This is a genomic window from Phytopseudomonas argentinensis (assembly GCF_900113905.1).
Taxonomy (GTDB): domain Bacteria; phylum Pseudomonadota; class Gammaproteobacteria; order Pseudomonadales; family Pseudomonadaceae; genus Aquipseudomonas; species Aquipseudomonas argentinensis.
This window is the reverse complement of the sequence record NZ_FORC01000004.1, coordinates 184,326-204,631: the sequence shown is the minus strand read 5'-3', so window position 1 is coordinate 204,631 and position 20,306 is coordinate 184,326. Positions and strand designations below refer to the sequence as shown.

General features: G+C 63.1%; 18 protein-coding genes. 8 read left to right on the top strand and 10 right to left on the bottom strand.

The window, feature by feature from the left end; genetic code table 11:
* The first annotated feature begins 14 nt into the window (after positions 1–14).
* Genes BM154_RS18620 through BM154_RS18610 form a run of 3 tightly spaced genes read left to right on the top strand, consistent with a single transcriptional unit; the run spans position 15 to position 2,419 of the window.
* Positions 15–1,025 (top strand): GlxA family transcriptional regulator, encoded by a 1,011-nt coding sequence (locus BM154_RS18620; RefSeq protein ID WP_074887629.1) that lies wholly within the window; start codon positions 15–17, stop codon positions 1,023–1,025.
* A complete protein-coding gene (locus BM154_RS18615; RefSeq protein ID WP_074887627.1) occupies positions 1,018–1,269 on the top strand; it encodes a DUF1272 domain-containing protein in 252 nt (83 codons plus the stop codon). The genes BM154_RS18620 and BM154_RS18615 overlap by 8 nt, the downstream gene beginning before the upstream one ends.
* On the top strand, positions 1,256–2,419 hold the full coding sequence (locus tag BM154_RS18610) for an MFS transporter (RefSeq protein WP_244157235.1): 1,164 nt from the start codon (positions 1,256–1,258) through the stop codon (positions 2,417–2,419). Before BM154_RS18615 ends, BM154_RS18610 begins: the two co-directional genes overlap by 14 nt.
* Here the strand turns inward: BM154_RS18610 and BM154_RS18605 are convergent.
* From BM154_RS18605 to BM154_RS18585, 5 genes are all read right to left on the bottom strand, one after another.
* Positions 2,416–3,372, bottom strand: coding sequence for a sensor domain-containing diguanylate cyclase (locus BM154_RS18605; protein ID WP_074887621.1), 957 nt, complete (start codon positions 3,370–3,372; stop codon positions 2,416–2,418). The genes BM154_RS18610 and BM154_RS18605 overlap by 4 nt on opposite strands.
* Before the next feature lie 5 nt (positions 3,373–3,377).
* The gene (locus tag BM154_RS18600) at positions 3,378–4,376 is read right to left on the bottom strand and encodes a response regulator (protein WP_074887617.1); all 999 of its coding nucleotides are present in this window, start codon (positions 4,374–4,376) and stop codon (positions 3,378–3,380) included.
* Between the two features lie 197 nt (positions 4,377–4,573).
* Positions 4,574–5,158 carry a Fe-S biogenesis protein NfuA gene (gene nfuA / locus BM154_RS18595; RefSeq protein ID WP_074887614.1) on the bottom strand — a complete coding sequence of 195 codons (585 nt, stop codon included), beginning with the start codon at positions 5,156–5,158 and terminating at the stop codon, positions 4,574–4,576.
* A gap of 70 nt (positions 5,159–5,228) precedes the next feature.
* The gene (locus BM154_RS18590; RefSeq protein ID WP_074887611.1) at positions 5,229–6,248 is read right to left on the bottom strand and encodes an acyltransferase family protein; all 1,020 of its coding nucleotides are present in this window, start codon (positions 6,246–6,248) and stop codon (positions 5,229–5,231) included.
* 208 nt (positions 6,249–6,456) lie between these two features.
* Positions 6,457–8,733, bottom strand: a complete 2,277-nt coding sequence (locus BM154_RS18585) for a fatty acid cis/trans isomerase (protein WP_074887608.1) — start codon at positions 8,731–8,733, stop codon at positions 6,457–6,459.
* 193 nt (positions 8,734–8,926) lie between these two features.
* On the opposite strand from BM154_RS18585, the gene metH reads away from it, so the two are divergent.
* The 3 genes from metH to BM154_RS18570 are packed head-to-tail and all read left to right on the top strand — an operon-like array spanning position 8,927 to position 13,407.
* Positions 8,927–12,637: a methionine synthase gene (gene metH / locus BM154_RS18580; RefSeq protein ID WP_074888723.1), complete on the top strand. Its 3,711-nt coding sequence runs from the start codon at positions 8,927–8,929 to the stop codon at positions 12,635–12,637.
* The gene (locus BM154_RS18575; RefSeq protein ID WP_074887606.1) at positions 12,634–12,951 is read left to right on the top strand and encodes a DUF5629 family protein; all 318 of its coding nucleotides are present in this window, start codon (positions 12,634–12,636) and stop codon (positions 12,949–12,951) included. The genes metH and BM154_RS18575 overlap by 4 nt, the downstream gene beginning before the upstream one ends.
* Before the next feature lie 27 nt (positions 12,952–12,978).
* Complete coding sequence (locus BM154_RS18570) at positions 12,979–13,407, top strand: hypothetical protein (protein ID WP_074887603.1); 429 nt, start codon at positions 12,979–12,981, stop codon at positions 13,405–13,407.
* 6 nt (positions 13,408–13,413) lie between these two features.
* On the opposite strand, the gene BM154_RS18565 is transcribed toward BM154_RS18570, so the two are convergent.
* The 3 genes from BM154_RS18565 to BM154_RS18555 all read right to left on the bottom strand — a co-directional run bounded on the left by BM154_RS18565 (position 13,414) and on the right by BM154_RS18555 (position 15,554).
* The gene (locus BM154_RS18565; RefSeq protein ID WP_074887599.1) at positions 13,414–13,716 is read right to left on the bottom strand and encodes a DUF1883 domain-containing protein; all 303 of its coding nucleotides are present in this window, start codon (positions 13,714–13,716) and stop codon (positions 13,414–13,416) included.
* Positions 13,717–13,753: 37 nt separating this feature from the next.
* Positions 13,754–14,530 (bottom strand): substrate-binding periplasmic protein, encoded by a 777-nt coding sequence (locus BM154_RS18560; RefSeq protein WP_074887596.1) that lies wholly within the window; start codon positions 14,528–14,530, stop codon positions 13,754–13,756.
* A gap of 97 nt (positions 14,531–14,627) precedes the next feature.
* A complete protein-coding gene (locus tag BM154_RS18555; RefSeq protein ID WP_074887593.1) occupies positions 14,628–15,554 on the bottom strand; it encodes a ZIP family metal transporter in 927 nt (308 codons plus the stop codon).
* Positions 15,555–16,059: 505 nt separating this feature from the next.
* On the opposite strand from BM154_RS18555, the gene BM154_RS18550 reads away from it, so the two are divergent.
* Together BM154_RS18550 and BM154_RS18545 are read left to right on the top strand one after the other, a co-directional pair.
* Positions 16,060–17,718, top strand: coding sequence for a nitrite/sulfite reductase (locus tag BM154_RS18550; protein ID WP_074887591.1), 1,659 nt, complete (start codon positions 16,060–16,062; stop codon positions 17,716–17,718).
* A complete protein-coding gene (locus BM154_RS18545; protein WP_074887588.1) occupies positions 17,702–18,199 on the top strand; it encodes a DUF934 domain-containing protein in 498 nt (165 codons plus the stop codon). The genes BM154_RS18550 and BM154_RS18545 overlap by 17 nt, the downstream gene beginning before the upstream one ends.
* A 50-nt stretch (positions 18,200–18,249) precedes the next feature.
* Here the strand turns inward: BM154_RS18545 and BM154_RS18540 are convergent, their stop codons facing one another.
* Entirely contained in the window at positions 18,250–19,242 is a 993-nt protein-coding gene (locus BM154_RS18540; RefSeq protein ID WP_074887585.1) for a YhdH/YhfP family quinone oxidoreductase, read from the bottom strand.
* Positions 19,243–19,279: 37 nt separating this feature from the next.
* A complete protein-coding gene (gene sohB, locus BM154_RS18535; protein ID WP_074887582.1) occupies positions 19,280–20,299 on the bottom strand; it encodes a protease SohB in 1,020 nt (339 codons plus the stop codon).
* Positions 20,300–20,306: the final 7 nt, after the last annotated feature.

Here is a 20,306-nt window from a genome sequence, read left to right as displayed (position 1 = left end):
CCCGAGGAGCTGCCATGGACGAGCGCAAATGCATCGCCGCCCTGATCTACCCGGACTTCATGAGCCTGGACGTGGTCGGCCCACTGCAGGTATTCGCCTCCGCCAACGTCGAACGCAACCGCCAGGGGCTTGGCGATGCCTACCGGCTGCTGTTGCTTGCCGAATGCGCGGGCCCGGTGCCCAGCTCTTCGGGCATGCAGCTGGTGGCCGACGCGGCATGGCGCGATGTGGATCCCGCGCACCTGGACACCCTGCTGATTTCCGGCGGTGCCGGCGAAGCGCAGCAACGTGAAAACCAGCCGCTGCAGACCTGGCTGCAGCATGCCGAACCGTATATCCGACGCCTCGGTTCGATCTGCTCGGGAGCCTTGATTCTGGCGCGCAGCGGCCTGCTCGATGGGCGCCGCGTAACCACCCACTGGGCCGATATCGAAACGCTGCGCGAGAACGGCAAGCTGCTGGTCGACAGCGATTGCCTGCATACCTACGACCCTGCCGCCGGTGATGGCAGCGATCATCTGTTCACCTCGGCCGGCGTCACCGCCGGTATCGACCTGGCGTTGGCGCTGGTCGAAGCCGACCTGGGGCGCAGCATGGCGCTGGCTGTGGCGCGTCGCCTGGTGATGTTTCTGCGGCGCCCGGGCGGTCAGGCGCAATTCAGCGCCCTGCTCGCGCCGGAACCCAGCCGTACCCCGCGCCTGGCTGACTTGCTGGAGTGGATTCCGGCCAATCTGGGCGGTGATCTGTCGCTGGAGGCACTGGCGAACAGAGCCCGGATGACCCCACGCACCCTGTCCCGGGTCTTCGCCCGGGAACTGGGCAGTGGCCCGACAGGCTACGTGGAGCGTATTCGCCTGGAAGCCGCGCGCAGCCTGTTGCAGGACGCTCAGGCGTCGATCAGCACCGTCGCCCGCCTGACCGGCTTCGGCCACCCGGAAAATCTGCGCCGGGTGTTTCATAAACATCTGTGCATCAGCCCTCAGCAATATGCCGAACGTTTCGGCCAGGAGACTCCCCATGCTTGAGCTGCGCCCCAACTGCGAATGCTGCGACCGCGACTTGCCCCCCGACTCTCTGGAGGCGCGCATCTGCTCGTTCGAGTGCACCTATTGCAGCGAGTGCACCGATACGCACCTGCAGGGCCGCTGCCCCAACTGCCTGGGAGAACTGCTGCGCCGGCCGATCCGCCCGGCTGCCAAGCTGTCAGCCAACCCGCCCTCGACCTCGCGCGTGCTCAAGGCTGGGGGCTGCCATGCTGCTGGTGCGTAATCCTACGCTGCTGATCCTGTTCTGCGCCCAGGCGCTGTACTGGAGCTGTTCGCTGATCGGCATCACCCTCACCGCATTGATCGGCCTGCAGCTGTCGCCCTACAACAGCCTGGCCACCCTGCCCCTGGCGTTGCTGGTGCTCGGCAATCTGCTGGCCACCCACCCGCTGTCGCTGTACATGCAGCGCCATGGCCGGCGACCCGGTCTGCGCCTGGGCGCCGCGGCGGGCATGTTTGGTGGGTTGATCAGCGCCCTGGGCGTCTGGCTGGGTGATTTCCTGCTGTTCTGTCTCGGCGCGTTGCCGATTGGCGTCTATCAGGCCTCCGCCATGTATTACCGCTTCGCCGCCCTGGAGGCGGTGGATGGCGCCCACAAGGGCCGTGCGGCGGCCTGGGTTATCGCCGGCGGTGTCTGCGCGGCGCTGATCGCCCCAAGCCTGACGCTCTGGTCGCGCAACGCGCTGAGTACCCCCTTCGTCGGCGCCTACGTGTTGCTGGCCGTATTGGCGTTGCTTGGCCTGCTGCTGCTCAGCGCCCTGCGTGAGGGTGCTATCCCCGTGGCGCCTCGCGGTGACTGGCGTAGCCTGCTGGCCCGCCCGGCGATTCGCTGTGCACTGGCGGTAACCGCCATCGGCCATGGCCTGATGATTCTGGTGATGAACGCAACGCCGCTGGCCATGAGCTTCTGCGGCTTGCCGCTGGAAAGCGCCGCCGGGGTGATCCAGTGGCACATGCTCGGCATGTTCCTGCCCGCACTGGTCGCCGGCCCAATGGTGGATCGTCTGGGTAGCAAGCCGGTGGCGCTACTGGGCATCGGCCTGCTGGGTGGCAGCGCGCTGGTCGGGCTGAGCGGCCAGGCACAGGTCTATTTCCTTATTTCCTCACTGCTGCTGGGTATCGGCTGGAACCTGATGCTGGTGGCCGGCACCACCCTGCTGGCCAGCGCCCACGAGCCGGCCGAGCGCGGCAAGGCCCAGGGGCTGATGGAGTTGGCCAATGGCAGCGTCGCTGCCTGCGCCGCCTTCGCCTCCGGTGCGCTGATCACCGGCCTGGGCTGGTTTCAGGTCAACCTAGCCATGCAGCCGTTGCTGCTGATCGCGCTCATGGCACTGCTGCCCCGCCGCTCGGCGAGAGCGCCGCTGGCCGGCTAGACGCTGAACACCGTGACCTGGTTGCGACCGTTGCGCTTGGAGCTGTACAGCGCCTGGTCTGCCCACTGGATGACCTGCTGATGATCATGGCTGGGCTCGCTCAGGTCGGCCACACCGAGGCTGATGGTGAAGGGAATCACCTGCCCCTCGTGACTGACTTGCAGACGCTCGACGAGCAAACGCAGACGTTCGGCAAAAAGCCGCCCGCCGGCTGCATCGACATCCGGCAACAACACCACGAACTCTTCACCGCCGTACCGGCCGGCGATATCGGTATCGCGCAACTGCTCGCGCAGCACCCTGGCCACGCTCTGGATCACCGTGTCGCCCGCCTGGTGGCCATAGGTGTCGTTGACCTTCTTGAAATGGTCGATATCGAAGATCACCAATGCCGCACTGCTGCCGTAACGGCGATGCCGGGCGTGCTCGCGCTTGAGCTCCTCTTCCCAGTGGCCGCGGTTATTCAGCCCGGTGAGCCGGTCAGTACGCGAGAGGTGCTTGAACTGGTCGCTCATGGTCTGCAACTGGCGCTTGTTCACCGCCACACCCGTCACGTCATAGATGATCACGCACAGGTGCTCGATCTTGCTGTTGGTGGCCACCAGCGGCAGGATGGTGGTGTTCTGGTACATGAAATCTTCCTGGCCGGTAATCGGCTGGTAGTTCTTGAAGCGCACCAGGTACGGCCGCTGTTCCCAGATGGTGAAGGCCGGCGTGCCCAGGGTGACGACGTTTTCCACCTTGTTGCGAAACCAGACTTCATCGACCTCGGGGAACAGTTCGAAGAACGAACGTTCGGCGGCGTCGCGCGCGGTACGCCCGGAGTGGTTCTCCATGAAGCTGTTCCACACCTCCACGTGGTATTGACGGTCGAGCACCACCACACCGACATCGATGCTCTGCACGATGGCCAGCAACCAGTGGAAGTCATTTAAATCCATGCTCTCGGCCATGCGGCTTATTCCATCAGGTAGGCGAGTTTGTCGGTCAGCAGTGACACCGAATCCTCGGTGAACAGCAGCAGCAGGTCGAAGTGGATGTCATGTCCTTCGATGCTGTAACTCACCTCCACCGCCAGGGTCTTGCGCCAACGCTGGCTGTTGATGCGAATCAGCTCGTCGATGGAAGCATGTTCGCCGAGTATCTGCGGGTGGCCCTGGGAAAAGCTCACGTCGAGTTGCTCGGCGATACCGCTCAGGCACGCGCCGATCAGGATGCTGGACATGTCCAGGAGCATCTCCATGGACGAATGATTGTGCTGCTGCCACTGCATGAGCCTGGCCATGTCGGCCACTTCGGAGTCGTGGAAGATCAGCAGCGCTTCGCCAGCGATGCCCTCACCGATATAGCCCTGGCACACCGCGGTCAGGCCGTTGCCACGCTGGGCGTCGGCCAGGGCCATGTGCAGTTCGCTGACCTCGAGAATATTGACGTTGGGGATCGGCAGTTGCACGAATACCCCGAGCACCCTGGCCAGCAAGGCCGCCGCACGGCCCATGGCGATGTTGACCACCTCGCGGAAGGCATCGCGGAACGACACCTTGGGTTCGGGCAATACCGTGGTGGACGCTACGGCAGCCGTGACAGGCCGCAGAAAGCCGAGCTGGTCCAGGGTCTGGCGCAGCAGCTCGGGGTCGGCAGGCTTTTTCAGGAACGCCAGGGCGCCGAGCGCCTTGACGCGGCGAATCGCCTCCTCCTGTACGTCACCGGACACCACGATGACCTTTTGCGCCCGGCCCTCGGCCTTCAGCGCCGCAAGCACGCCGTAGCCGTCGAGTATCGGCATGGTCAGGTCGAGCAGCAACAGATCGAAGTGGGCGGCGCGCAGCTGCTCGAGCGCCTCTTCGCCATTGGCGGCCTGGCTGATGGTAACCGGCCAGTCGGCAGGCAAGGCACGCAGCAGCTGCTTGCGGGCCATGTTGGAGTCATCGCAGACGAGAAGAGATGCTGTGGGCATCGATACGCCTCAAGAGGTGGGCCTGATCAGGCTTGGGCTGTGGCAGGTGTGCCGACAGTGACGCCATCCCTGGGTGCGGTACTGGTACTTATAGCAGAGCGCCAGCGCGCCTTTGGGTTTTCTACCGCTTTGATGAAGTGAAGCATGCTAAAGCACACAAGGCGACCGAAGTCGCCTTGTTATTGCACCTACCGCGATCAGTAATACGCGTTTTCACGGTTACTGTGGTCGGTCACGTCGCGTACGCCCTTGAGTTCCGGAATGCGCTCGAGCAGGGTCTTCTCGATGCCTTCCTTGAGGGTCAGGTCAGCCTGGCCGCAGCCCTGGCAACCGCCACCGAACTGCAGCACGGCAATGCCCTCCTCGACCACGTCGATCAGCGTGACCTGGCCGCCGTGGCTGGCCAGCCCGGGGTTGATCTCGGTCTGCAGGTAGTAGTTGATGCGCTCGTTGAGCGGGCTGTCTTCGTTGACCATCGGTACCTTGGCGTTCGGCGCCTTGATGGTCAGCTGGCCGCCCATGCGGTCGGTCGCGTAGTCGACCACGGCGTCTTCGAGAAACGGCTCGCTGACCGCGTCGATCCACGCGGTAAAGCTGGCCAGGCCAATGGCCTGGTCTTCCGGTTTCTGCTCACCCGGCTTGCAATAGGCGATACAGGTTTCCGCGTACTGGGTACCGGGCTGGGTGATGAATACACGAATGCCGATCCCCGGAGTGTTCTGCTTGCTCAGCAGGTCTGCCAGGTAATCATGGGCGGCATCGGTAATGGTAATAGTGCTCATGGCAACTCCTCACGGTCATGGCTGCAGTGTACGCCAAATGACCGCCTCGAATAAAGTCCTACCATTTTACTCAGGATAAGGCCTGGAGCCGGTCCTTGGCCGCTCGCTCGTTGATCCAGGCCTTGGCGTGAACGAAAAAGCGCTTTTCGATCAGCTCGTAGCTGCCCCACGAGGCGAGCGCTATCAGCGGCATGCAGGCGACGATGACCACGTAGGGGTTCAGATCAAGGCTGGCCTGCAGGTACCAGCCCAGGGAGAGGATGATCACGTGCAGCAGGTAGACCGAATAGGAGCAGTCGCCCAGCCGCGCCAACAGGCGGTTGCCCTTGAACCAGGGTTCCATGGCGATGCAGGCCGCGACGATCAGGGCGCTCGGTACGCCCCAGTGCAGCAGGCGCATGGAATTGTCGAAATGATAGATGGCCAGCAGCGAGCCGGCGATCACCAGCAGTGGCACCCACAACCCCTGGCCAATCCAGCCACGGCTGTAGATCATGCCCAGCAGCACGCCGAACAAGAACTCGTAGACGATGCTGTTGCGGTAGAAATTGCTCAGCCAGGGTTGCGTGGCGAGCAGGCCGAAAATCATCAGCATCACCGCCACGAAGAGCAGGCGCAGGCGCTGCGGCACCACGAAAGCCAACGCGAACAGCAGGTAGAAGAACATCTCGTAATTGAGCGTCCAGCCAACGTTGAGCGTCGGGTAGAGACCAAAGCCTGCCGGGTTTTCCGCGGGAATGAACAGCAGCGACAGCATCAGGTGGTGCAGATCGAAGGCCTGGGTGGGCATTACCGGGTTGGCAAAGGCGATGATCAGTGCGGCGATCAGCGAATACAGCCAGTAGGCCGGCACAATGCGCAGGGCGCGGTTGAGCATGAAGCGCCACGGGGTGATGGTCTTGCCCTGGGTGGACAGGTAGATCACCAGGCCGCTGATGACGAAGAAAATGTCGACGCCCACGGCGCCCTTGTCGGTAAACAGACGGCCCATGAAGCTGTCAGCCTTGAAATCGAAAAACACCTGCATGACGTGGTGAAAGACCACTACCCAGGCTGCCAATGCCCGCAGTGCCTGCACTGAAATCAGCATAGAAGCGCCACTCTCCCTCTCGTTGAAACCCTACGGGGCAGCACCCGATAAGGGGCTGCCACTGCCTCCGACCGCGGTGAGGGGAGAAAGGTCGGATGAATTGGCGAAGCGCTGCGCACTCGGCAGTGGCGCTTGCCCGTGGCTTGCCGCGGTGTACCTTTAGTCGCCCAGTCCGGGGCAATGCCCCAGGTCGATGGTGGCGGCGTGCCTAGAGGTTCTGGTAGCGATTCATGTCCAACACACCGGCCTCCAGTGGCGCATGCTCGCGGATATGGGCGGTCAGGTCGTGGAAGTGCTGCCAGAACTGCGGGTGCGTGCGGCGTATGCCCCAGCGCTCGACGATGTGCTCGAAGGCGGCCGCATCGCTGGCCTGCTCCATGGCCACCACAAAATCCGCCACCTGGGCCGCCGGTACCGAGAACAGGAAGTTCGGGTAGCTGGTCATGACCTCCGGGTAGAGGGTCAGGGTGTCGCGGTCCGGTTGGTAGCGCAGTTCCTCGCCAAGCATGAAGGCCACGTTACTGTGGGCGCGGTTGCGCAGCAGGCTGTAGACCTCTCGCCGCCCGCCCCCCTCGACGCGCAGCAGCGTCGCTTCCGGCAGGCGATGAATCACCCTCAACTGCGCCGCAGGCCTGGACGCCAGTCGGCTCAGCGCCTGTTCGGCCTGGCGCAGGTCGGCCGGCAGGCCATCACGGTAGCAGTGCTCGCCTACACAGCGATTGAGCGGATCGGGACGCGCATTGAGCGTAGCGAAGCGCTGCAGCAGTTGTTCCGCGAACTGGCGCTTGGGGTTGTCTTCGCTGAGCAACAAACCGCTGGGCGTCTTGCGATCTACCGGGTAGTAGTCCATCCACGCCTTCAGCCTGCCGCTGTACTGGTACCAGTCACCAAAGATCGCCTTGCGGGTATCGGCGGGCATCAGGCGCAGGAAGTTCTGCTCGGCGCCGTTACGGATCAGGTCGAAATACAGGCGCGTCTGCGCCTGATGGGAGACGTTACCGAACACGTCGAAATTGACCACCAGTTGATAGTAGGTGCGCTCGAGCAGCGGATAATCCATCCACCACAGCGTCTGCGGGATCTCACCGACCAGCCCCTTGCGCACCGAGGCGCTGTCAAACTGGCGGAAGATCGACAGCAGCGCATTGTCGTTGCCGCGCCAGATATGCGACCAGTCCGGCGCTGGCGTCCTGGCATAGCCGGCAGTGCGCAAGGCTTCGTAATCGTTGCGCTTGTCGCGGTAATTGCGCCACAGCCCCAACAGGTCGCCGATCTCATCGAGCTGTCCAGGCATGGCCAGCAACGGCGTGGCCTCCCCCCGATAGGCCGGGTCGGTGATGTACAGGTCATGCCGGGGGTCCTGGAAGAACACCCAGAAGTTGTCGCGAATCACATCGGTAGCGATCTGCCCGCGGCACACCGGCCCGCGAATAAAGGTGCGCACGAAATACTCGGCATTATCGAGCATGAACTGGTAGCGCGCCTGGGCCGGTATCGCCTCGAAGGTTTCGAACGGGTTGGAACGGTGCTGTACGCCATAGCCCGGCAGCGAACTCGCCTGCCACTGGCTGGCGAAAAACAGGCTTTTGACCCGGGCCAGCTTTTCGGCGCTCAGCGGGTAGGTAATGTGGGTCTTGTGGACGATCACGCCCTGGATCGGCATCAGCCGGTAATAGAAGGTCGTGCCCGGATCGTCATTGGGACGCCGCGTGGCAATGATGTCCACGGCTTGGCCGCTGGGCGTGCGCGAACGAACCAGTTGGAAGAAATGCCCCGGCTCGCCGCCCTGGAAGTCCAGGTGAGCGAGAAACAGGTGTTCGTAGAGCCAGCGGCTGACCAGGCGCTGCTCCTTACCGGCGCCATTGAGAAACGCTTCCCACTGCGCGATCTGCCTGGCTTCTGCGGGGCTGGCCTGCAGCGGTTGCTGATCGACCGGCGCCCCTTGTTGCAGCCAACGCTGCACGGTCTGGTAATCCTGCTCGGTCAGGCCGGTCACCGCGAACGGCATGCCGGCCATGGGATTGTTGCCCGCGAAGTCGGCGAACTCGCCGGGCAACGGACACTGGTTGACCCGATCGATGCCGATGGCCAAGTCGTCTGGCAACTTGCTGTTGGCAGGCAAAGGCGTGGCATGCCCCAGTTCGAGCATGCGCGCCATCAATGCGGCCTGGGCGCCCTGCTGCTCCAGCACCGAATGAAAGTCCTTGCGACGCCAGGCAGGCGCGCCATGGGCATCCATGAACAACCGCGTGGTGGCCTGGGTATGGGTGCGCGTGCCGTCATACACCGTCGCCTTGCTGGCCCCGCGCTCGACACCCTCGCCACTGCCCAGGTTGAGCTGGCACGGCGCGTCGTAGCAGGCGTGACAGGCCACGCAGTTGTGGGTGAAGATCGGCTGGATGTCGCGGCTGTAGGAAACGCTCTGTGCCATTGCCATCGAATTGATCAGTAACAGGCAAACACTCAACAACAGCCGACGGCACATGCTGGCAATTCCACGAAAATAGCCGCGTATTCTAGCCGTCTCGGTTGTGCTATCGCTATGCCTTCATCTGCAAGTGCATCCGTAGCAACATGACCATAATTCATGCACAAGTGCGCAGCGCAGAAATGGCGTCAGGGTTTGTTATGATCTGCCACCTTGTCGTCGCCTCCCGTTCAGAGCTTTTTCCATGCCCTTGTCAGATCGCAGCGCCCGTCTCCAAGCACTTCAGCAAGCCCTCAAGAATCGCATCCTGATCCTCGATGGCGGCATGGGCACCATGATTCAGAGCTACAAGCTCGAGGAAGCCGACTACCGCGGCGAGCGTTTTGCCGATTGGCCAAGTGATGTAAGGGGCAACAACGACCTGTTGCTGCTGACCCAGCCGCAGATCATCGCGGCCATCGAGAAGGCCTACCTGGATGCTGGCGCCGATATCCTGGAAACCAACACCTTCAATGCCACCCAGGTGTCTCAGGCCGACTACGGCATGGAGTCGCTGGCCTACGAGCTGAACCTGGCGGGTGCTCGCGTGGCCCGTGAAGTGGCCGACGCCAAGACTCTGGAAACCCCGGATCGCCCGCGCTTCGTCGCCGGCGTGCTCGGCCCGACCAGCCGCACCTGCTCGATCTCCCCGGACGTCAACGACCCCGGCTACCGCAACGTCACCTTCGACGAGCTGGTGGACAACTACACCGAGGCCACCCGCGGCCTGATCGAAGGCGGCGCCGACCTCATCCTGATCGAGACGATCTTCGATACCTTGAACGCCAAGGCAGCGATCTTCGCCGTGCAACAGGTGTTCGACGAAGACGGCGTCGAGTTGCCGATCATGATTTCCGGCACCATTACCGACGCCTCCGGCCGGACCCTGTCCGGGCAGACCACCGAAGCGTTCTGGAACTCGGTGGCCCACGCCAAGCCTATTTCCGTGGGCCTCAACTGCGCCCTTGGCGCCGCCGACCTGCGCCCCTATCTGGAAGAGCTGTCGAACAAGGCCGGCACCCATGTTTCCGCCCACCCCAACGCCGGCCTGCCCAATGCCTTCGGCGAATACGACGAGAGCCCGGCAGAAATGGCCGCCGTGATCGAGGAGTTCGCTGCCAGTGGCTTCTTGAACATCATCGGTGGCTGCTGCGGCACCACGCCAGGGCATATCCAGGCCATCGCCGAGGCGGTCGGCAAATATCGGCCCCGCGCCATTCCGGACATTCCCAAGGCTTGCCGCCTGTCGGGCCTGGAGCCCTTCACCATCGACCGCCAGTCGCTGTTCGTCAACGTCGGTGAGCGTACCAATATCACCGGTTCGGCCAAGTTCGCCCGGCTGATCCGCGAGGAGAACTACACCGAGGCCCTGGAAGTCGCCCTGCAGCAGGTGGAAGCCGGCGCGCAGATCATCGACATCAACATGGATGAGGGCATGCTCGACTCCAAGGCGGCCATGGTGCGCTTCCTCAACCTGATCGCCGGCGAGCCGGACATCTCCCGGGTGCCGATCATGATCGACTCCTCCAAGTGGGAAGTGATCGAAGCGGGCCTGAAGTGCATCCAGGGCAAGGGCATCGTCAACTCGATTTCCATGAAAGAAGGCGTCGAGCAGTTCAAGCATCACGCCAAGCTGTGCAAGCGCTACGGCGCCGCCGTGGTGGTGATGGCCTTCGACGAGGCCGGCCAGGCCGACACTGCCGCGCGCAAGAAGGAGATCTGTCAGCGCAGCTACGACATTCTGGTCAATGAAGTGGGCTTCCCACCGGAAGACATCATCTTTGACCCGAACATCTTCGCCGTGGCCACCGGTATCGAGGAACACAACAACTACGCGGTGGACTTCATCGAAGCCTGCGCCTTCATTCGCGACGAGCTGCCCCATGCACTCAGCTCGGGCGGCGTCTCCAACGTGTCGTTCTCGTTCCGTGGCAACAACCCGGTGCGCGAAGCGATTCACTCGGTGTTCCTCTACTACGCCATCCAGAACGGCCTGACCATGGGCATCGTCAACGCCGGCCAGCTGGAAATCTACGACGAGATTCCCAAGGCGCTGCGCGACCGGGTCGAAGACGTGGTGCTCAACCGCACACCGGGCGGCACCGACGCCCTGCTGGCGATTGCCGACGATTACCGCGGCGGCGGCGCCACCAAGGAAGTCGAGAACGAAGAGTGGCGTTCGCTGCCGGTCGACAAGCGCCTGGAGCACGCCCTGGTCAAGGGCATCACCGCGTTCATCGTCGAAGATACCGAAGAATGCCGCCAGCAATGCGCACGGCCCATCGAGGTGATCGAAGGCCCGCTGATGAGCGGCATGAACATCGTCGGCGACCTGTTCGGCTCGGGCAAGATGTTCCTGCCCCAGGTGGTCAAGTCCGCCCGGGTGATGAAGCAGGCCGTGGCACACCTGATTCCCTTCATCGAAGCGGAGAAAGGCGACAAGCCGGAAGCCAAGGGCAAGATCCTCATGGCCACCGTGAAAGGTGATGTGCACGACATCGGCAAGAATATCGTCGGCGTGGTGCTTGGCTGTAACGGCTACGATATCGTCGACCTGGGCGTGATGGTGCCGGCGGAGAAGATCCTGCAGACCGCCATCGCCGAGAAGTGCGACATCATTGGTCTGTCCGGCCTGATCACCCCGTCGCTGGACGAGATGGTCCATGTCGCCAAGGAAATGCAGCGCCAGGGCTTCAGCCTGCCGCTGATGATCGGTGGCGCCACCACCTCCAAGGCGCACACCGCGGTGAAGATCGACCCCCAGTACAGCAACGATGCGGTGATCTACGTCACCGACGCCTCGCGCGCCGTGGGTGTGGCCACCCAGTTGCTGTCCAAGGAGCTCAAGCCCGACTTCGTGCAACGCACCCGCGACGAATACGTAACCGTGCGCGAGCGCACCTCGGCCCGCGCCTCGCGCACCGAGCGGCTGAGCTACGACAAGGCGATCGCCAACAAGCCGAAGTTCGACTGGGCGGGCTACACCGCGCCGCAACCGAGCTTTACCGGCGTCAAGGTGCTCGATGACATCGACCTCGACGTGCTGGCCGGCTACATCGACTGGACGCCGTTCTTCATTTCCTGGGATCTGGCCGGCAAGTACCCGCGCATCCTCACCGACGAAGTGGTCGGCGAGGCAGCCACCAGCCTGTTCAATGACGCCAAGGTGATGCTGCGCAAGCTGATCGACGAGAAACTGATCAAGGCCCGCGCCGTCTTTGGCTTCTGGCCAGCCAATCAGGTGCGTGACGACGATATCGAGGTGTACGGGGAAAACGGCGAGCAGCTCGCCACCCTGCACCACCTGCGCCAGCAGACCATCAAGCCGGACGGCAAACCGAACCTGTCCCTGGCCGACTTCGTCGCACCGAAGAGCAGCGGCGTGACCGACTACGTGGGCGGCTTTATCACCACCGCCGGCATCGGCGCCGAAGAAGTGGCCAAGGCCTACGAGGTCAGGGGCGACGACTACAACTCGATCATGGTCAAGGCGCTGGCTGACCGCCTTGCCGAAGCCTGCGCCGAATGGCTGCACGAACAGGTGCGCAAGCAGCACTGGGGCTACCAGCCGGACGAGCAGCTGAGCAACGACGAACTCATCAAGGAAGCCTACAAGGGCATCCGCCCTGCCCCCGGCTACCCGGCCTGCCCGGACCACACCGAGAAGCGAACCCTGTTCAACCTGCTCGATCCCGAGGCGGAGTACCATCGGGCTGGCAGGAGCGGTGTGTTCCTCACCGAGCACTACGCCATGTTCCCGGCGGCGGCAGTCAGCGGCTGGTACTTCGCCCACCCCGAGGCGCAGTATTTCGCCGTGGGCAAGGTCGACAAGGACCAGATCGAGCAGTACAGCGCGCGCAAGGGTCAGGATATCGCCGTCAGCGAACGCTGGCTGGCCCCCAACCTGGGGTATGACGAATGAGTGAACAACCTTACCTGCTCGACAGCCTGGAAAGCGCCGATATGCTGGTCATCGACGGCCTGCATGCTTTCGACTTCCAGCTCGACGAGGCGCTTCTCGACCAGGCCGATGCGGCTGCCGAAGCGGATCAGCCGTTCGCCAGCGAAAGCGTGGTGCTGTCCATCGAGGTGCAGGATGGTCGCGAGCGCAAACGCTGGCAGTTCAGTTACAACGCGGTGATGGAGGCTGAGTACCTGGCGGCCGAAGACAGTTGGCGTGTTGGCGAACACCATCTCACCTGTCTTGCTGCGGTGAGCAGCGACGCAGAAGACTGAGTGCGGCGAGGCGGCGGATAAGCGCGAATGATCACCTTGCAGCGCATCGCCCCACCCGCCTGGGCACCGGACTATGCCAGGCAGCGCATTCTGCTCGACGGGCCCCGGGCCGAGGAAGCACGAGAGGCCTTTGCTCCGTTACTGGGCTCGCTTTATGGCGCCCTGCAGCGTCGTCTGGATGCCTATGTCAACGATCCTGAGCAGTGCTTTCTGGAAGCCGACAGCTTTCCCTGCCGCGAGCGCCTAGCCGGCACCTACTACATCGAGTCGGAAACCTATGAGGCCTGCGACGAGGGGTATCGGCTGTGGGTTCAGTTGCGCTGCCAGGAGAAGCCGTGGCATCCCGGCCAGCAGGAACACGGCTATGACTATCTGGGCCTGGAGGCCATTTGCAGCCTGGCGCCGGGCGCCAGTGAAGCGCTTTTCGACGAAGGCTTCAACAGCAGCAGTATCTGAGCCAGGTCAGGACAAATCCGACGACGAGCGACGCACCAGCTTGATCGAGTGCTTGAGCGTCGGCTTGCGGGTCACGCTGATCGCCTTGCGGGTCACGGTATCGATGGTGATGTTCCAGAAACCGCTGCTCGGCACGGTGATCTTGGCCGGAAACTTGTCGAAGGCGCCGCCGTGGTAGGTGTGGCGGCCACCGTTCTTGAAGCTGCGAAAATTCGCATCGTTCATCAGACGGATATTGCAGGGTTGCGAGCATTCGATGATGACCAGATCGTCTTCGTTGAGGTGCTCGCGCTGGTGGATGTACTTCATCAAGCGCTCCTCGGGGGTTTCAGGGCGCTAGCATGACTCACCAGCCGTCCGACAGCAAAGCCCGCGACCTTTCCAGGCCCAGATAACTGGCGAGAATACGCTGCCAACTGCGATCGCGGCGCATCTCTTCGAATGCCGCCGTCATCTGCCTCGACAGCCCCTGGGCGCCTTGCAGTTTCAGGCTGCCGGCGATATGGCTGTGGGTGCCGCTCAACGGCTTGCCGAATCGCAACGGTGGTTGGGCATCCATCTCCCGCCACAGGTAGAGCGCACGCAGATCGATTTCATACCAGGCCACGACCCGACCGCTGTGCAGCAACTGGGCAGCCTGCTGCGGGTCGGTGACCTCCACCACCTGCTGATCACCTGTGCGGATTCGATTGATTTGCGCCGCGCGAGGCGTGCCGGCCATGACTGCCACGGGCCCGGCTTGCAACGCCTCGGTCAGGCTGTCGAACTGCCGATCGAGACTGGCGAGCACATAGGGCGTGGGTAGCACGTCGAGCATCCAGACAAAGTCGGCTTCCCGCTCGGTGGTACGCCCCAGATTCAGTACGATGCCATGGGGATCGTTACCCGCCTCGCTCAGAACCCGGCGCCAGGGCATGCTGCGAAAGACGCATGACTGGGCGGTACGGTTGCACAGCTCGTGCATCAGCTCGCCGAACAAACCGGCCCGTTTGGCAACGCCATCGGCAAAGGGCATCTGCCCCTGCCCGACGTAGATGTTCAACGGTTCGCCCTGCGCGCCGGTAGCACCGCCCATGGCGCACGCCATCAGCAGCGTGCAGAGAAACCGACGGCCACGGGCCATGACATCATTTCTGCATATGCACACACGGCAAATCCCATTCCGATCACTGAAGCTTCTCGACGAGGCGCAGTGTGCATCAGCGATGGAAAAATGCCTATCAGCCCAGTGCCGTATCGAGGAACATCATCACCGCAAAGCCTCCCATCAGCCCCAGTGTCGCCGACGTCTGGTGGCCATTGCGATGGGTCTCGGGAATGATTTCGTGGGATACCACGAAGAGCATGGCCCCGGCCGCAAGGCCTAGCCCGATGGGGTAAGCCAGCGCATAACTGCTGGACATGCCCACCCCTACCACTGCCCCCAGGGGCTCCATCAGCCCGCTGGCCGCGGCGATCAGGGCCGCGCGCAGGGCCGAGATGCCGATCGTGCGCAGCGCCAGGGCAACGGCCAGGCCCTCGGGGATATCCTGAATGGCGATCGCGCTCGCCAGGGGAATACCGACCTGCATGTCATCGGCAGCGAAGCCGACACCGATGGCCATGCCTTCAGGCAGGTTATGCAGGGTGATGGCGAACACGAACAACCAGACGCGGTTCAGTCGCTCGGTGCGGGGCCCGTGGGTTCCAGTGCTCTCATGCTCGTGGGGCGTGAAATGATCGAGCCCGAGCATCAACAGAACCCCGAGCGCCAGCCCCAGCACCACCGTTGCCGCCCCGCGCATGCCGCTGCCGGTCAGGCTCTCGGCCGCTTCCAGGCCCGGGAGAATCAGCGAGAAGGAACTCGCGGCCAGCATCATGCCAGCCGCGAAACCGAGCATGCTGTCCTGGGTCTTCACGCTGATGCTGCCCAGTGCCAGCGCCGCCAGCGCACCCAGGGCAGTGGCCGCGAAACCAGCCCCGCCGCCGTACAACGCATGGCGGATGCGCTCCGGGTGGCCATCGTCGAATATGTTGAACAGGCTGCTGACCAGCAGCCACACCACGACCAGCAAGGCAACGGCCAAACCGGCGGCTACCCAGGGCGACTCGCGTGCCTGGGACATCCACGCCTGCAGGAAGCCGTTGCGCTCGGAAAGCGTTTGCATAAAACCTCTTCGATCAACCCTGGAATTAGTCAGCTGTAACGGGGGGTACCTGTTAGGTGCGACAAGCGAATTATCGCCGGCGTTTCACTTGGTCGCCGTGTGGCGTTCGCAGCCAGCTTGAACGAGCCGGTGCGCTCGCGCAGCCGCTGGCCAGCAGGCCTGCACATCCATCTGCGCGTTTCCGGCTGGCAGCAACTCGCCATTGCCCGGGTGCCCACCGACAGAGTTATGCATGCCTTCTCACTTAGCACCAAAAGTTCTTTTCATATATTAAAACATCACTTTTGCGCATAAACCTGAACTGGTATCGTGCCCCGGCTCCGTCCAGGAGTGCGCGGCCGTGCGCGCAGATTTGCTGTAACAGGTCATCGAAACATTGTGAGTGACGGCTTGCCAGGGCCACTCAGCCAACGGACGACCATTCGTTCGTGGCCGATCCAAGCCGCACTGTCGCGCCGCAATCGTCTTTCATCGATCTGGCAAGCAGCCTGATAACAGGATTCCCATGTACGTATACGACCAGTACGACCAGAAAATCGTCGAGGACCGCGTCAAGCAGTTCCGCGATCAAACCCGCCGTTACCTCAGTGGCGAACTGAGCGGCGAAGAGTTCCGTCCGCTGCGGCTGCAGAACGGTCTGTACATCCAGCGTTTCGCGCCCATGCTGCGCATCGCCGTGCCCTACGGCCTGCTGAACAGCACCCAGGTGCGCAAGCTGGCGCAGATCGCCCGCGACTACGACAAGGGCTACGCGCACATCAGCACTCGCCAGAACGTGCAGTTCAATTGGCCGGAGCTGGAAGACGTACCGGAGATTCTCGCCGAACTGGCCACCGTGCAGATGCATGCCATCCAGACCAGCGGCAACTGCATCCGCAATACCACCACCGACCAGTTCGCCGGCGTCGCCAAGGACGAGATCGTCGACCCGCGCCCCTGGTGCGAGATCATCCGCCAGTGGTCCACCTTCCACCCCGAATTCAGCCACCTGCCGCGCAAGTTCAAGATCGCCGTCAATGGCGCCGCCAGCGACCGCGCGGCCATCGAGGTGCATGACATCGGCCTGGAAGCGGTGAAGAACGCCGCCGGTGAGCTGGGCTTCCGCGTCGCCGTCGGTGGCGGACTGGGCCGTACCCCGATCGTCGGCAGCTTCATCAACGAATTCCTGCCCTGGCAGCACCTGATCAGCTACCTCGACGCCATTCTGCGCGTGTACAACCGCTATGGCCGTCGCGACAACAAGTACAAGGCGCGTATCAAGATCCTCGTCAAGGCGCTGACTCCGGAAGTCTTCGCCGAGCGGGTGAATGCCGAATGGGCGCACCTCAAGGATGGCCCGACCACCCTGACCGAGGCCGAAGTGGCACGCGTGGCTGCGCACTTCGTCGACCCGGCCTACCGGGCCCTGAATGACGAAGACGCCCTGCTCGCCCAACAGGACGCCGAGCACCCGGGCTTCGCCCGTTGGCGTCAGCGCAACACCTTCGCCCACAAGAAGCCGGGCTACGTCGCCGTTACCCTGTCGCTCAAGCCGACCGGCGTGGCCCCAGGCGACGTCACCGACAAGCATCTCGACGCCATTGCCGAGCTGGCCGATCGCTACAGCTTCGGCGAGGTGCGCAACAGCCACAACCAGAACATCATCCTCGCCGACGTCGAGCAGGCGCAGCTGTTCACCCTGTGGGGCGAACTGCGCGAGCAGGGTTTCGCCACGCCGAACGTGGGTCTGCTGACCGACATCATCTGCTGCCCGGGCGGCGACTTCTGCTCCCTGGCCAACGCCAAGTCGATCCCGGTGGCCGAAGCCATCCAGCGCCGCTTCGACAACCTCGACTACCTGTTCGACATCGGCGATATCGACCTGAACATCTCCGGTTGCATGAACGCCTGTGGTCACCACCATGTGGGCCATATCGGCATCCTCGGTGTGGACAAGAAGGGTCAGGAGTTCTATCAGGTGTCTCTGGGCGGCAGCGCCGGCCGTGATGCCAGCCTGGCGCAGATCCTCGGCCCGTCCTTCGCCCAGGACGACATGCCGGACGTGATCGACAAGATCGTCAACGTCTACGTCGAGCAACGCACCGAAGAAGAGAGTTTCATCGACACCTTCCGCCGTATCGGTGTCGCCCCGTTCAAGGAGCGCGTATATGCAGCGAATCATTAAGAACGGCCAGATCGTCGACGAAAGCTGGCACCTGCTGCCCAAGGAAACCGCCTTCGAAGAGCTGTCCAACTGCGACGACCTGATCGTGCCGCTGAACCTCTGGCTCGAGCATGGCCACGCCCTCAAGGCCCGTGATGGCGGCCTGGGCGTGTGGCTGGACGCCGAAGAAGAGATCGAATCGATCGTCGATTCGCTCGACGCCTTTCAGGTCATCGCCCTGAACTTCCCGGCCTTCACCGACGGCCGTCATTCGTCCTCCGCCTACCTGCTGCGCACCCGCTACGGTTTCAAGGGCGAGCTGCGCGCCATCGGCGACGTGCTGCGTGACCAGCTGTGGGCGCTCAAGCGCTGCGGCTTCGACGCTTTCGCCCTGCGCGAAGACAAGGACGCCGAAGACGCGCTGAAAGCCTTCGAGGAATACTCCGAGGTCTACCAGGCCTCTGCCGACGAGCCGCAACCGCTGTTCAGACGCCGCGCCTGAAACTGAAAAACCCGCCTTTCGGCGGGTTTTTAATGGCCGCTTTTCGAGCGTCAGTCCAACCTGACCAGTACCCGGCCAACCTGCTCGCCCTGCAGGATACGTTCGATCGCCGCCGGCAACTCCTCGAGCCCAACCTCGCTGGCCAGGGCCTGTAGATTGGGCAGCTTCCACTGCAATGACAGCTTGTCCCACATAGACGCCTTGACCACCAGGGGCAACTCGACCGAATCGACGCCCAGCAGGTTGACGCCACGCAGGATGAACGGCAGCACGCTGGCCTGGAACTCGACGCCTGCGGTAAGCCCGCAGCAGGCCACGCTGCCGCCATAACGGGTAGCCTTGAGCACGTTGAACAGGATGTCGCCGCCCACGGTGTCCACCGCAGCGTTCCACTGCTCGCGCAACAACGGTCGCTCGGTACCGCTCTGCAACTCCAGCCGTGGTACCACCTGCGAAGCGCCCAGGCGCGTGAGCATGTCAGCCTGCTGGGCCTTGCCGGTGGCGGCGCTCACCTGATAGCCCAGGGTGCTGAGCAGCAGCACCGCGATACTGCCGACACCGCCGGTGGCGCCAGTGACCAGCACCGGACCGTCCTGGGGCTGCACGCCCGCCCGCTCGAGCTTGTCGACGCACAGCGCCGCGGTCAGCCCGGCGGTACCGAGAATCATCGACTCACGCAGCGACAACCCTTGCGGGCGCTTGATCGCCCAGCTGGCTGGAACCCGGATGTACTGGCCAAAACCGCCGGCGGTGTTCATGCCCAGGTCATAGCCGGTGACGATCACTTCATCGCCTTCGGCGAATTCGGCAGCGCTGGAATGCTCCACCACACCAGCCGCATCGATACCCGGCGTGTGCGGGTAATGCTTGCTGACGGCGCGCTGTCCGCTGGCTGACAGCGCATCCTTGTAATTGAGCGAAGAATAGCGAACGCGGATCAGCAGCTCGCCTGCCGGCAAATCGGCGACATCGCGCTGAACCACTTGCGCGGTGAACTTGCCGTGGGTATCGGGTGCTGCTTGCAGGGCAGTGAAATTCGTCATCCAAACCTCCGTGATCCGCCGCAGCGGAGAGTGCGGGTTACCAGAAGCGCTGCTGGCTCAGACGGCCCAGCCAGGTCAGGGCAAAACGATCCAGCGCGACGCTGGCAGCCAGGCCGACACGCTCCTGCAGGGATTTTTTCTGCACATAGTGCAACTGGTAAAGGTCGGCCTCGCGGGCGCGCTCGGCCAGGTACTCGTCGCTGGTCTTCAGTTCGTCGACCAGCTGCTTTTCCAGGGCCGCCATACCCAGCCAGACTTCACCGGTGGCAACCTCGTCGATTTCCAGCTGCGGGCGATAGCGGGCCACGAAGTTCTTGAACAGCTCGTGGGTGGTCTCCAGGTCTTCCTGGAACTTCTCCCGGCCCTTTTCGGTGTTCTCGCCGAATACCGTCAGGGTGCGCTTGTATTCGCCGGCGGTGAGCACCTCGAAGTCGATGTCGTGCTTTTTCAGCAGGCGGTTGACGTTGGGCAGCTGGGCCACCACGCCAATGGAGCCGAGGATGGCGAACGGCGCGCAAATGATCTTCTCGCCGATGCAGGCCATCATGTAACCGCCACTGGCCGCCACCTTGTCGATGCACACCGTCAACGGCACGCCCGCCTGGCGAATGCGCGCCAGTTGCGAAGAGGCCAGGCCGTAGCTGTGCACCATGCCGCCGCCACTTTCCAGGCGTAGCACCACTTCGTCCTGGGGCGTGGCGAGGCTCAGCAGCGCGGTGATCTCGTGGCGCAGGCCATCGGTGGCCGAGGCCTTGATGTCACCATCGAAGTCGAGCACGTATACCCGCGACTTCTGCGCCGGTTGCTTCTTCGCCGCTTTGGTGGCCTTGGCTTCTTCCTTGCTCAGCGCCTTCAACTGATCCTTGTCGAGAATCGACTGTTCGAGACGCTGGCGCAGCGCCTTGTAGAAATCATTGAGTTTGGTGACCTGCAACTGCCCGCCACCCCGACGCCCCCGACTGCGCAGCACGGCAAGCGCTACCAGCACGATAAGGATGGCCACCACCAGGGTGACCGTCTTGGCCAGAAACCCTGCGTAATCAGCAAGAAACTCCACACACTTC